The following is a 13,452-nucleotide window of genomic DNA, read 5'->3' on the forward strand; positions in this document are numbered from 1 at the left end:
TGTCTCGTTTAAAAGCTCGCCTGCACGGCGTTCAGCGCCTGTTGATCCACCACGGGGCGCGCCCGGGTCTGGGCGTCACGTACGTAGGCGTTGAAAATATTTTGTGCCAGAGCCTGATCCATCTGCGAGCTCAGGGCATCACGCAACTGACGCAGTTCATCAGTATCCGCCGGCGGCAGGGTTTCATCCAGACGCACTATCCAAGCCGCACCATTACCCGAAACAACGCGCAGCTCACCCGGTTCCATCGCGAAAACTTCGTTCATGAAATTGGCTGGAACATCATCCAGAAACGCTGTGCGGGTCAGGGCATTTTCGACGCGGAAGGGCAGGCCGGTGGCTGCGAAATCACCGTCAGGTGCCAGTTGGTTCAGAATGGCATCTGCCTTTTCGCGCAGGGCTTTGTTGATCTCGGCCTGTTGCCAGGCCTCGGCGACACGGTCGCGCGCGCTCTCCAGCGGTTCCGGGCGACGCGGCAGAACCTCGTTTAGGCGCAGGGCAAAAATTGACCCGTCTTCGAGGAAGGCGATTTCAGGGAAATCCCCTTCCTGAACGGCTTCTGCGGCCGCTCGGAACCCGTCATAGGCCGCAACGCCTTCGTCGCTGTCACGGGTCCAGTCGATCTGACCCAGTTCCATTTCGGTTTCTTCCGCCAGTTCTTCCAGCGTGGCACCGCCCGCCAGCATATCGTTGATATCTTCGGATTGCGCCTCGATCAGACGGCGGGCGCGTTCAGTCGCCAACTCTTCGCGAAGTGCCGGCTCGGCCTCTTCAAATGGAACAGTGTTCGCGGCCAGTGATCCGTTGACGCGGAACAGGGCCGGACCGAACACCGAAGGCAACGGGCCCACGACTGTGTCAAGCTCGGCCGCAAAAACAGCGTCCGCCGCTTCGCCCAGATCCTCACGCGTCACGTCGCCCAGATCAATGTCATTCAGTTCCAGATCGCGATCCCGAACCAACTGTTCGAACGTTGTGCCGCCAACCTCAAGCTGCGCCAAAGCGTCCTTGGCGGCCTGTTCGCTTGGAAAGTTCAGACGTTCGACCAGACGGCGTTCGGGCTGGTTGTATTCGTCGTTTCGTTCTTCATAAAGCTTGCGCAGCGCGTCTTCGTCGATGTCGACCGTGTCCACCAACATTGCTGGCGACAGAATCGCATAAGTCAGCTGCTTGGTGCGGGGCAGCATGAACTGTTCCCCATTGTCATCATAGAATGCCTGGATCTGTGCGTCCGTTGGTTCGGCTACAGGAGTATCCAGCGCTTCCGTCCCAACAGTTGCAACCGTAAAGCTGCGCCGCGCGCCGATATAATCGATCATCGTGTCCGTCAGCGTTTCCGGCATTTTCACGCCGCCCATGATTGCGCCCTGCACGATCGTTCGGGCGGATTCCTTGCGCAGATCGGATTCGAATTCGGAATCGGTCATGCCGACCTGTTCCAGCTGAAAGCGATAGGATTCACGGTCAAAAGTTCCGTTGACACCCTGAAAGGCCGGGATCGAGATGATCTCTTGCTGAAGGTTCTCATCGCCGATGGAAATCCCAAGCTGACCGACCTCGTTGTCCAGCGCCGCCAAAGCGGTCAGGCGGGCAAGGGCGTTTCGGTCCAGACCCAGGTCGCGGGCTTGCGACATCTGCAAAGGTTGCCCGGACTGTGCCTCTACCGCTCGAATCTCGCGCTGCAATTCGCGCACGTAGTCATCGACCGAGATGCTTTCGTCTCCGACTGTCGCAACTGTGCGGATCGTCCCGCTGAGGTTGACCGCGCCAAATCCCGCAAGGCCCAGCATCAGCAGGCCCATCAGAATCCAGACAAAGGTTTTCGAAAGACTTTTAGCGCCTGCGGCCATGATGCCCTCTTGTTTTTTCGGCAGAGTTCTGCCCTGTCGGTTGCGGCCCTGAATACGACGCACACCGCCGAGGGGCAAGCTTAGAAGGGCAGGTCCTGCAACCGGTCGAACAATTGGCCCAGCCCGGCCCGATCCAGATTGGCAAAAGCAATGCGGACCTGCCGTTTTCCAGCCGGGTCATGATCGGGCATGAACATGGTTCCGGGCAACAGCAGCACGCCGGCTTCGCTGACCAGACGGCGCGCAAGCTCGTCTGACGGCATGTCGAACGGATGTTCGAGATAGGCAAAATAGGCGCCAAGTCCCAAAAGCCGCCACCCCCGTGCTTCAAGCGCCGGCATGCCTTCTGCAATGGCTGCGCGGCGGTCAAGAATTTCGTCACGCTCGCAGGCCAGCCATTGCGACAGGTTTTGCATACCCCACAACGCTGCGAACTGGCCGATCTGGCCCGGGCAAATGGCGACCGTATCCAGAAATTTCTCGACCTCGGACAACAACGCCGGGCTTGTTGCGATGGCACCCACCCTGTGGCCCGTCAGACGATAAGCTTTGGAGAAAGAGTAAAGATGGACAAGTGTTTCGTCCCACCCGGGTTGCTGAAACAGATCATGCGGGGGGCCGCTGCGGCTGTCGAAATCGCGATAGGTTTCATCGACGATCAGGCGGATCCCGGTTTCACGGGCCAGGTTAAAAAAGGCTCTGACAAGTTCGGCAGGGTATTCGACGCCGCCCGGATTGTTGGGCGTGACCAGCGCAATGGCGCGTGTCTTGTCGGTAATCAATCCGCGCGCACGCTCTGGATCGGGCAAAAGATCATCGCCGGTCGGCAGGTCCACGGACCGTACTCCGGCCATATCCAGCCACATTTTGTGGTTGAAATACCATGGGGTTGGCAGAATGACCTCATCCGCTTCGCCGGTGATCGCCGATATCACGGCCGAAAACGCCTGATTGCAGCCCGAGGTGATGGCGATCCGAGGTGCATCTACCTGCGCCGCATAGTGAGCACTGATCTGCGCCGCCAGTTCGGTGCGCAGATCGTCATTGCCCAATACCGGGCCGTAAAGATGCGCGCTGTCTTCGCGCACAGCAAACTCGGCCATAGCCCGCCGCAAGGCCAGCGGCGGCGGATCAACCGGGGCCGCCTGGCTTACGTTGATCAACGGGCGGTCGGATGGGAAGGCAACGCCCTCGACCCATCGGCGCGCCTCCATCACCGGAGGTGCGAATGTTGCGGCGGTACGGCTGAGCGTCATGAGCGGTCTACTAATCAGAAATCAATCGGTGCCGCGATACGGCTCGACATATTGAAGGGCCATATCCCATGGGAAGAAGATCCATGTGTCCTGGCTGACTTCGGTGATGAAGGTATCCACCATCGGGCGGCCCTTGGGTTTGGCGTAAACCGTCGCGAAATGCGCATTCGGGTACATGTCCCGAACCAGTTCCAACGTCTTTCCGCTGTCGACCAGGTCGTCGATGATCAGAATACCGGTTCCGTCACCCATCAGGTCGGCGTCCGGAGATTTCAGCACCTCTGCTTCACCCTGTTCCTGGTGGTGGTATGAACGCACGCTGATCGTATCGACCGTACGGATGTCCAGTTCTCGGCTGACGATCATCGCAGGCGCCATGCCGCCGCGCGTGATCGCGACAACACCCCGCCAGTTGCCATCATCAGGACCTTGCCCGTCAAGACGCCAGGCCAGCGCACGCGAATCGCGATGAATCTGGTCCCAGCTTATATGAAAGCCTTTTTCGTGGGGCAGGCGGTCCTTGGCGCTCATGTTATTAACCTTTTTCAACGTCCGGGGCGTCAACGGCCTTCATGCCGACGATGTGATACCCCGAATCCACATGCAGATTCTCACCAGTGACACCGCTGGACAGATCCGACAACAGGTACAGCGCCGAGTTGCCGACGTCATCGATCGTCACGTTGCGGCGCAGGGGCGAGTTATATTCGTTCCACTTCATAATATAGCGGAAATCGCCGATGCCGCTGGCGGCCAGCGTCTTGATCGGCCCGGCCGAGATCGAATTCACGCGGATCCCATCCTTGCCCAGATCCTCAGCCAGGTATTTGACCGACGCCTCCAGCGCGGCCTTGGCGACGCCCATGACATTATAATGCGGCATGACCTGCTCGGCGCCGTAATAGGTCAGGGTCACGGCGCTGCCGCCCTCTGACATCATCTTTTCGGCACGCTGCATCACGGCTGTGAAGGAATATACCGACACATCCATCGTCAGTTTGAAGTTCGCGCGGCTGGTGTCGACATAGCGACCGCGCAGCTCGTTCTTGTCGGAAAAGCCGATGGCGTGGACGACGAAGTCCAGCTTGCCCCATTTCTCTTCCAGAGCTGCAAAGAGCGCGTCGATGGATGCTTCGTCACTGACGTCGCAGGGCAGAACAATTTCGCTGCCCAATTGTGCCGCCAGCGGATCGACGCGCTTTTTCAAAGCCTCGCCCTGATAGGAAAAGGCCAGCTCGGCCCCGGCATTCGACAAGGCGCGGGCGATTCCCCATGCGATTGATTTGTCATTGGCCAGTCCCATGATGAGGCCGCGTTTGCCGGCCATCAACTGATTTGACATGTTCGGTTCTCCGCCTGTCTTCGCGTTATGTTGAGTTGGTTTATGCCATTGGTTGCGTTGCATCAAGGCCGTGCGCTCTTGCCCGCAGCGAGTTCTCGCCTTAGGTTCGACGTTAATACTTTCCAGGGGATGGAAATGACCGAGCGTGATGGCATCTTTGCTGGCTCCGATCCGTTTGAAATAGCGGCCCGGTGGCTTGCCGAGGCTGAAGAAACCGAATTGAACGACCCGAATGCGATTGCGCTAGCAACCGTTGATCCGGATGGCTTGCCAAATGCACGCATGGTGTTGCTCAAGGAAATCGAAGCGGACTCGTTTGTTTTTTATACGAACTACGAAAGCGCCAAGGCCAAGGAACTGGATGCCGCCGGAAAAGCTGCATTTGTGATGCATTGGAAATCTTTGCGGCGTCAACTTCGTGTTCGTGGTACAATACGTCGTGAAAATGGGCCCCAAGCAGATGAGTATTATGCATCAAGGTCATTGAAAAGCCGACTGGGCGCGTGGGCTTCAAAGCAGTCTCAACCGCTTTCAAGCCGGGCAGCTTTGATGGCAGAGGTCGCGAAAGTGACGGCGAAACTTGGGCCAAATCCACCGCGTCCGCCGTTTTGGGGCGGGTACAGATTGACGCCCACCGAGATTGAGTTCTGGGCCGATGGAGCGTTCCGCTTGCATGACCGGTTCAGATGGCAACGAATTGAGCCGGGATCGGCATGGCATGTTGAAAGGTTGAATCCATGACGTTCACGTGTCGTGAAATGCAACAGGCAGAAAATAAACGATTTTTTCAGCTTGAATTTGCCTGCCATTCCCATAAACAACAAACCCTTAACGAACTGTTGAAATTCGCGATGGGAAAACCGTGCCAGAAGACCTGAACAACATGTACCGCGTCCGTGGACACGTAAAATGGTTCGACCCTGCCAAGGGTTATGGCTTTGTTGTATCCGAAGAGGGCGGCCCGGATATTCTGTTGCACGTGAATGTTCTGCGCAATTACGGCCAGAGTTCGGTTGCGGATGGCGCCAGCATTGAAATCATGACTCACCGCACGGACCGAGGGGTTCAAGCGGTCGAGGTCGTTGCGATTGATCCGCCGGCGCGGACCGACTCGATGATGCTTGCCGATTTCGCCGAGCTGGATCCGGAGGCTATCGCAAAGGCGCCGCTGGAAGCCGCACGGGTGAAATGGTTCGACAAAGGCAAGGGTTTCGGATTTGCCAATGTCTTTGGGCGAAATGAAGACGTATTCCTTCATATCGAGGTATTGCGCCGGTCGGGTCTTGCCGATCTGCAACCAGGTGAAGCTCTGGCCATGAGGGTGATCGACGGCAAGCGTGGTCGGATGGCCGCGCAGGTTCTGGCCTGGGAAGCGGCTTTGGATAGCTGAACCGGATGAAACGGCTTCGGATACTCTTGACCATATTCGTAACGTTGTGGGCAGGAGTTGCCGCTGCTGCTTGCAGATCGGATCGTGTCACACTCAGAAATGACAGTGCGACCGTGCAATTTAACGTGGAAGTCGCCGTTACTCCGCAAGAGCGATCCCGCGGTTTGATGTTTCGCGAATCGTTGCCGGCTCGATCCGGTATGCTGTTCGTCTTTGATCCGCCTCAACCCGTTGCTTTCTGGATGAAGAACACACTGATCCCGCTCGATATGGTTTTTCTCGATCGCACCGGTTTGGTGACGCGTGTGCATGAAGGGGCGATTCCGGGTGATCTTACGCCGATTGAAGGGGGCGATTCCGTATATGCGGTGCTTGAAATCAATGCAGGATTGTCCGCGCGCTACTCCATCGGGCCCGGGACACAGATGAAGCACGAAATTTTTTCGCAAGGACCTGCAATTTGGCCCTGTTAGGGCTTTTCAAATCAGATCGGCGTCGTTAGGAAGGCGCACGGTCCGGGGCGTGGCGCAGTCTGGTAGCGCACCTGTTTTGGGTACAGGGGGTCGTAGGTTCGAATCCTGCCGCCCCGACCACTTCCATCAAGCTAATTCGGCGAGCCACCCATTGTCTGGTAGAGCTCGCTGATGGCTTGATTCAAAACCTTACTTTCGACCGGAACTTCAACTGCCGCACCGGTTTTTTGCGGGACGTGGAAGAAAACACGCGCGTCCACGCGATACCCTGCGTTTGTTTTTGTTGACGTAAGACGCATGACGCTTTGGGGCAGTTCCTGCGGATGGCCGTCATAGTTCAGAATCAGAAAAGCTGTCGCCTTCGGGGGCAGGAACTCACTGCATTCAAAAACTTGGTTCCCGGTTTTCTTGAAAGACTCGCCAGGGCCCGAGCAACTGGTTTCAAACGTATCGAACAGCCGTTTCGGGAAGGATTCAAACTGTGCGCTGCGTGACGGGATGGGCACATCTTGTGGTGCGCATGCAACGATGCAGGCCATGGCCGGGAAAAAATGAAACAACTTCATTCGTTTGAGCTCCCTCGCTCTTGGGTAAACCGTTCGGCACATGGCGCAGGTCTGTTTGCCCGGACGGTATCGATTCCCTTTCAAGGTAACCAGCATGCCATTGGTTGATCAAATCCAGATAACTATGCTGGTAAAAACGGGAATTCATTTTGAGAGCGCAAAACGTCGGCGGAAATTCGCCGTGGATGAAGCTGTGGAGGAATCGCGGCCTGCACGCAGAAGGCCTCATGCAACCATCAGGTCAATAAAAAAGATTTGGAAAATGACCGAAAAAGGGCGTTGACCTACTATGGGAACATACGTCAAATTGTATGGGCCAACGAGATTGCCACAACATCTGGTGTATATTCCAGAAAAGGCAGCGGGCGAGGGTCGGATAAGCACAAACGATTATCGTGCGGCCGCATTAGCGGCATTGCGCTGTCCAAGGCAGCGAACAGTACCTTTTTGCACGCTTCTCAGGGCGTTGTGGGCGACACCCTGCAACATAAGATTTGGTGTCGGGAATCTGAAATTGAGCTGAATGAACCAGGGCTGCGGACATGAAGATTGAAAGAAAATTCACCAAACCGGATCAGGACGCCTATGCGGAACTGAATTTTGTGTCGGCAACATCTGAAATCCGAAATCCGGACGGTACAATTGTCTTTCGTCTTGATGACATCGAAGTCCCTTCCAGCTGGTCGCAGGTTGCAAGTGATGTGATTGCGCAGAAATACTTCCGCAAGGCGGGGGTACCCACCAAGCTCAAGAAGGTGAAAGAAAAAGACGTTCCTGAATTTCTGTGGCGATCGGTTCCCGCGGAAGGCGCAGAGTTCGAAGGAGAAACATCGTCGAAGCAAGTGTTCGACCGTCTGGCCGGTGCTTGGGCCTATTGGGGCTGGAAGGGCGGCTATTTCTCGACCGAGGAAGACGCGCGCGCCTATTTCGACGAGATGCGCTATATGCTGGCGACCCAGCGTGCGGCGCCAAACTCGCCGCAGTGGTTCAACACCGGCCTGCACTGGGCCTATGGAATCGATGGCCCGGCGCAGGGGCACCACTATGTCGACTACAAGACCGGCAAGCTGACCAAGTCGAAATCGGCCTATGAACATCCTCAGCCGCACGCGTGCTTCATCCAGTCGGTCGATGATGATCTGGTGAACGAAGGCGGCATCATGGACCTGTGGGTGCGCGAGGCGCGCCTGTTCAAATACGGGAGCGGCACAGGCACCAACTTCAGCCATCTACGTGCAGAAGGCGAGGCGCTGTCGGGCGGCGGCAAATCCTCGGGCCTCATGGGCTTTCTCAAGATCGGCGACCGCGCCGCTGGCGCGATCAAATCAGGCGGAACAACCCGTCGGGCAGCAAAGATGGTGATCGTCGATGCAGATCACCCGGACATCGAGCAATTCATCGAATGGAAGGTGATCGAAGAACAGAAGGTGGCCTCGATCGTTGCCGGATCGAAGATGCACGAGAAGATGCTGAACGGCATTTTCGAGGCCATCCGCACATGGGACGGCGCGCAAGACGATGCGTATGATCCCAACAAGAACGACGCGCTGAAAAAGGCGGTTCGTGAAGCGAAAAAGGTCGCAATACCAGAAACTTACATCAAGCGTGTTTTGGATTATGCTAAGCAGGGCCACGACAGCATCGAGTTCCCGACCTATGATACAGACTGGGATTCGGAGGCGTACAGCTCGGTTTCGGGACAAAACTCGAACAATTCCATCCGCGTGACCAACGCGTTCCTCAAGGCGGTTGAAAAGGATGCCGATTGGGAGCTGATCAACCGCACCGACGGCAAGGTGGCCAAGGTGGTCAAGGCGCGGGATTTGTGGGAAAAGGTCGGCCATGCGGCCTGGGCCTGTGCCGATCCGGGCATCCAGTTCCATGATACGGTCAACGAGTGGCACACATGCCCCGAAGATGGTGAGATCCGCGGCTCGAACCCGTGCTCGGAATACATGTTCCTGGATGACACGGCCTGTAACCTGGCCTCGATGAACCTGCTGACCTTCCTCAAGGATGGTGAGTTCCAGGCAGCGGATTACATGCACGCCTCGCGCCTGTGGACCCTGACGCTGGAAATCTCGGTGACCATGGCGCAGTTCCCGTCGAAGGAAATCGCGCAGCTGTCTTATGACTTCCGCACACTGGGTCTGGGTTATGCCAATATCGGCGGTCTGCTGATGAACATGGGCTACAGCTATGACTCGGACGAAGGCCGGGCGATCTGCGGTGCGCTGACCGCGATCATGACCGGTGTGGCTTATGCGACTTCGGCTGAGATTGCCGGTGAGCTGGGCGCATTCAAAGGTTATGAGCGCAACGCCGAGCATATGCTGCGTGTCATCCGCAACCACCGCCGCGCGGCGCAGGGTGTGACGGAAGGCTACGAGAAACTAGCCGTCAAACCGGTGCCACTGGATCACGGCAACTGCCCGGACAAGCGCCTGGTCGATCTGGCCATGTCCGCCTGGGACGAGGCGCTGAGCCTTGGTGAGAAGAACGGCTATCGCAACGCGCAGGCCACCGTGATCGCGCCCACCGGCACCATCGGTCTGGTGATGGATTGCGACACCACCGGGATCGAGCCTGACTTTGCGCTGGTGAAGTTCAAGAAGCTGGCCGGTGGCGGGTATTTCAAGATCATCAACCGCTCGGTGCCATCGGCGCTGGAAAAGCTGGGCTATTCCTCGTCGCAGATCGAAGAGATCGTGTCCTACGCAGTTGGTCACGGCACCATCGGCAATGCGCCGGGGATCAACCACACCTCGCTGACCGGTCATGGCTTTGGCCCGAATGAACTGGCCAAGGTGGACGCCGCGCTGGAAAGCGCCTTCGACATCCGGTTCGTCTTCAACCAGTGGACACTGGGCGAGGATTTCTGCACCGGTGTTCTGGGCATCCCGGCGACCAAGCTGAATGACCCGACATTCGATCTGCTGCGTCATCTTGGTTTTTCCCGTGCGGATATCGAGGCGGCCAACGACCATGTCTGCGGAACCATGACGCTGGAAGGTGCGCCGCATCTGAAGGAAGAGCATTATTCGATCTTTGATTGCGCCAACCCGTGCGGAAAAAAAGGCAAGCGTTTCCTTGGAGTTGAAAGCCATATCACCATGATGGCGGCGGCGCAGAGCTTCATCTCGGGTGCGATCTCGAAGACGATCAACATGCCGAATGACGCGACCATCGAAGATTGCCAGAAAGCCTATGAACTCAGCTGGTCGCTGGGTGTGAAGGCCAACGCGCTCTATCGTGACGGTTCGAAACTGTCGCAACCGCTGGCGGCAGCACTGGTCGAGGATGACGACGAGGCGGCAGAGGTGCTGGAGAGCGGCTCGGCGCAGGAAAAGGCCGTCGTTCTGGCCGAAAAGGTGATCGAGAAGGTTGTGGTCAAGGAAATCATCCGCAGCCATCGTGAAAAACTGCCGCATCGCCGCAAGGGCTATACCCAGAAGGCAATCGTTGGTGGCCACAAGGTCTATTTGCGCACCGGTGAGTTCGAAGACGGCCAGCTGGGCGAGATTTTCATCGACATGCACAAGGAAGGTGCCGGCTTCCGTGCGATGATGAACAACTTTGCCATCGCCGTGTCGGTCGGTCTGCAATACGGCGTGCCGCTGGAAGAATTCGTGGACGCCTTCACCTTCACCAAGTTCGAACCCGCGGGGATGGTGCAGGGCAACGACTCGATCAAGAACGCAACGTCAATCCTGGATTACATCTTCCGCGAACTGGCCGTATCCTATCTGGACCGCACCGATTTGGCCCACGTGAAACCCGAAGGCGCAACCTTTGACGATTTGGGTCGGGGCGAGGACGAGGGTGTCTCGAATGTTTCGGAAATCAGCGATACAGCCGCGTCCAAGTCGTTGGAAGTGCTGAAACAAATCAGCTCTACCGGTTATCTGCGCAAGCGCTTGCCGCAAGATCTGGCTGTGTTCAATGCGGGTCAGGTCGAGGTGAACGGCATGGCTGAACCGGCGGCTTCCTTTGAAGCATCGGCAGCCGAAACGGCGGTGGCCACAAGCATGGACGCCCGCACAAAGGCCAAGATGCAGGGGTACGAGGGCGATCCCTGCGGCGAATGCGGAAACTACACACTGGTGCGCAACGGCACCTGCATGAAATGCAACACCTGTGGCGCGACAAGCGGGTGTAGCTAAGGAAAGCGCCCCGGCACCCCGGGGCGTAGGGGTCGGACGCTGCCCTAGGTAACCGACCCCGACGAATTCGGAGAAAGGACACAAGACTTACCAGATGTCCTTTCTTCACTCGGCCGACATGCCCGTGTTGGCCGGGAACAGGGTGGGGCGGAATATTTGCTCCCTCCCACTCTTTCACGGAACGGGTGCGCTCGTTCCATGCGACGTCCAGGCCGCAGGCAAAAAAACACCGGGCGGTCAACGAAATGAGCCTGGATGGCGAAACTGACAGGGGGCTTCGGCCCCCTTTCTTTTTTGCGCCTGATTGCCCGGACAAGCGCGGTCTTGCCGGATCGGGCCATACTTGTCGGGCAAGTTCTGCCGAAACGGGTCTGGCAAGGTTTTGCCCGGCGGTGTGTCGCAACACCGACTCGGGCAAACACGCAAAGATTGGCGCGACTTCCCGGAAATCACGCAAAACGGGTGACGCCTGCGGCTGTTCCGGTGTTTCTGGGGCCTGTCCGGACGAAGACATAATCAACTTATCCAGGAGGCACGAAAATGAAACCGCAGTACTTGATTGGGATTTCCATTGCTGCACTGACCTTGCCGGGAGTGCTCTCGGCGCAGTCCTCAACCGACGCCAATGGCGATGGCGTTCTGACCATCGAAGAAATTCAGGCCGTGTTGCCCGACGTTGACGCCGATACATTTTCGGCGATGGACGCAAATGGCGACGGGGCGCTGGATGCTGATGAAGTGGCCGTTGCACAAGAGGCAGGTTTGCTTCCACCCAGCAACGGGTAAACAAGAAAGGGCGGCTCGACACTCATCGGGCCGCTTTTTCAGATGTTATAACGGCAAGTGAATGTTGAATTTTTCCCGAATCTCAGCATCCAGAAGCGGGTCGAACCGGGCCGCCGACGGGGTGGACAGGATCTCATTCTTTCGGGCCACTGCCTTTTCAACCAGATCCGGCTTGCCAAGCTCCACCCATTCCTTGGGGGACGAGCGGTCACCAAAGGTCGGATAGACATAGTCGGCCTGCATACGGCTGAGGGTCGCATCGGTGCCCAGATAATGACCGGGGCCGCCCATGCACACGGATGCGATCTGATCCAACGCCAGGGTTTCATCGGTCACTTCGATCCCGCGCACACAGCGTTGTGCCTGACCGATCAGGTCGTCGCTGAGGATGAGACTTTCAAAGCAGAATCCCAGCAGCGAGGCGTGCATGCCAGCGGCTTCATATACCATGTTCAGACCGGACAGCCCGGCCATCACGTTCGAGCACATCTGTTCCCACCCGGCCTGCATGTCGGGCAGCTTCGAATCTGATGCACCGGCCGCCGCGCCCCCCGGCAAATCGTAGAAGCGGTGCATCTGGGCGCAGCCTGCCGTCAGCAGGGCTTGTTCACCGGAACCGATGGACATTGCTCCGGTCCGCAGATCAAGACCAAAGGGCCAGGTGCCGAAAACTGCGGGTGCGCCGGGACTTACGGCGTTTACATAAACCAATCCCGCAAGGCATTCTGCCGTGGCCTGGGTGATTGCTCCGGCGATGGTTGATGGCGCGGTGGCACCGGCCATTCCGGCTGACAGCAACAGAACCGGCATTCCGGCCTTGATGCATTCCTCCATCACTTCGCAGCTTTCAGTGGCGAATTTCATCGGTGGGACGACGAAGCAGTTCGAGTTCGACACGAATGGTCGCTCGCGATATTTGTCTTCGCCGCCCGCGATCATGTAGATCATCTCCATCGCTGGGGCGACATGGCTGGGTTCCGTGAAGGATGTGCCGACGTGTTTGAATGTTCCTGAACAGCTGGCGTAGATCGTGTTCAGGTCCATTTCCAGGTTGTCCGCGATGTCGCGACAGACCATGGGGCGCTGAACAAAATGAATATTGTCAAGCTGTTGGCAGATACGTGCGGCATCGTGCAAATCCTGAACGGTTGAATCGCGATACTCGCGACCATGCACGTCGACCATGGAAACGGCTGCACCAGCCGTGCCGTAATGTACTTTTGTACCTGTAAGGTCCAGATCGGTTTTTCCGTCACGGCTGTACAAAGTGACATTGCGGTTCGCCTTTGCGATCGTGTCTTCGACAAGCGCACGGGGAAAGCGGATGCGGCCATCGTCGCCCAAAATGCAGCCTGCACCAACCAGATAGTCGATCCCGCTTTGCGGCGCGTCCGCCAGACCAATGGTTTCCAATGCGATCAGGGCGGCCTCGTGGATACGTTCGATCTGTGCCTGGGTCAGGACATTCAGGACACCGCCCTCCATACCGGGGCGCACGGGACGCAGATGTTCAGGCAATGCGGTTGCACGGGCAGCGCGACGCGCAGCGCGACCGCCGCTGCGCGATGTGTTGCGGGATTGGTCGTTCATTTCTTTTTCCGATCTGTGAGAGATGTTTGGGGAACT

11 protein-coding genes and 1 tRNA gene are annotated in these 13,452 nt (G+C 57.5%); 6 read left to right on the top strand and 6 right to left on the bottom strand.

Annotated elements, in window-relative coordinates:
• Positions 1-8 precede the first annotated feature (8 nt).
• The 4 genes from ACR0A2_RS02575 to fabI form a co-directional block, all read right to left on the bottom strand.
• Positions 9-1,850: a peptidylprolyl isomerase gene (locus tag ACR0A2_RS02575; protein WP_480618351.1), complete on the bottom strand. Its 1,842-nt coding sequence runs from the start codon at positions 1,848-1,850 to the stop codon at positions 9-11.
• A gap of 80 nt (positions 1,851-1,930) precedes the next feature.
• Complete coding sequence (locus ACR0A2_RS02580; protein ID WP_480833956.1) at positions 1,931-3,106, bottom strand: aminotransferase; 1,176 nt, start codon at positions 3,104-3,106, stop codon at positions 1,931-1,933.
• Between the two features lie 21 nt (positions 3,107-3,127).
• Positions 3,128-3,637 carry a xanthine phosphoribosyltransferase gene (gene gpt, locus ACR0A2_RS02585; protein WP_152458089.1) on the bottom strand — a complete coding sequence of 170 codons (510 nt, stop codon included), beginning with the start codon at positions 3,635-3,637 and terminating at the stop codon, positions 3,128-3,130.
• A gap of 4 nt (positions 3,638-3,641) precedes the next feature.
• On the bottom strand, positions 3,642-4,448 hold the full coding sequence (gene fabI / locus ACR0A2_RS02590; protein WP_171228263.1) for an enoyl-ACP reductase FabI: 807 nt from the start codon (positions 4,446-4,448) through the stop codon (positions 3,642-3,644).
• Positions 4,449-4,583: 135 nt separating this feature from the next.
• On the opposite strand from fabI, the gene pdxH reads away from it, so the two are divergent.
• From pdxH to ACR0A2_RS02610, 4 genes are all read left to right on the top strand, one after another.
• On the top strand, positions 4,584-5,189 hold the full coding sequence (gene pdxH / locus ACR0A2_RS02595) for a pyridoxamine 5'-phosphate oxidase (protein WP_152459861.1): 606 nt from the start codon (positions 4,584-4,586) through the stop codon (positions 5,187-5,189).
• 142 nt (positions 5,190-5,331) lie between these two features.
• The gene (locus tag ACR0A2_RS02600) at positions 5,332-5,838 is read left to right on the top strand and encodes a cold-shock protein (protein WP_174829352.1); all 507 of its coding nucleotides are present in this window, start codon (positions 5,332-5,334) and stop codon (positions 5,836-5,838) included.
• Between the two features lie 5 nt (positions 5,839-5,843).
• Positions 5,844-6,311: a DUF192 domain-containing protein gene (locus tag ACR0A2_RS02605; RefSeq protein ID WP_152458086.1), complete on the top strand. Its 468-nt coding sequence runs from the start codon at positions 5,844-5,846 to the stop codon at positions 6,309-6,311.
• A gap of 43 nt (positions 6,312-6,354) precedes the next feature.
• Positions 6,355-6,431, top strand: a tRNA-Pro gene (locus tag ACR0A2_RS02610).
• 11 nt (positions 6,432-6,442) lie between these two features.
• Here the strand turns inward: ACR0A2_RS02610 and ACR0A2_RS02615 are convergent.
• Positions 6,443-6,973, bottom strand: coding sequence for a hypothetical protein (locus ACR0A2_RS02615; RefSeq protein ID WP_480833957.1), 531 nt, complete (start codon positions 6,971-6,973; stop codon positions 6,443-6,445).
• Between the two features lie 446 nt (positions 6,974-7,419).
• Between ACR0A2_RS02615 and ACR0A2_RS02620 the strand changes: the two genes are divergently transcribed.
• Positions 7,420-11,040: a vitamin B12-dependent ribonucleotide reductase gene (locus ACR0A2_RS02620; protein ID WP_480833958.1), complete on the top strand. Its 3,621-nt coding sequence runs from the start codon at positions 7,420-7,422 to the stop codon at positions 11,038-11,040.
• Positions 11,041-11,580: 540 nt separating this feature from the next.
• Positions 11,581-11,826, top strand: coding sequence for an EF-hand domain-containing protein (locus ACR0A2_RS02625; RefSeq protein ID WP_117868858.1), 246 nt, complete (start codon positions 11,581-11,583; stop codon positions 11,824-11,826).
• A gap of 45 nt (positions 11,827-11,871) precedes the next feature.
• Here ACR0A2_RS02625 and ACR0A2_RS02630 read toward each other — a convergent pair whose 3' ends face one another.
• On the bottom strand, positions 11,872-13,416 hold the full coding sequence (locus ACR0A2_RS02630) for a trimethylamine methyltransferase family protein (RefSeq protein WP_480833959.1): 1,545 nt from the start codon (positions 13,414-13,416) through the stop codon (positions 11,872-11,874).
• Between the last annotated feature and the right edge of the window lie 36 nt (positions 13,417-13,452).

The organism is Ruegeria sp. H8 (genome assembly GCF_056532905.1).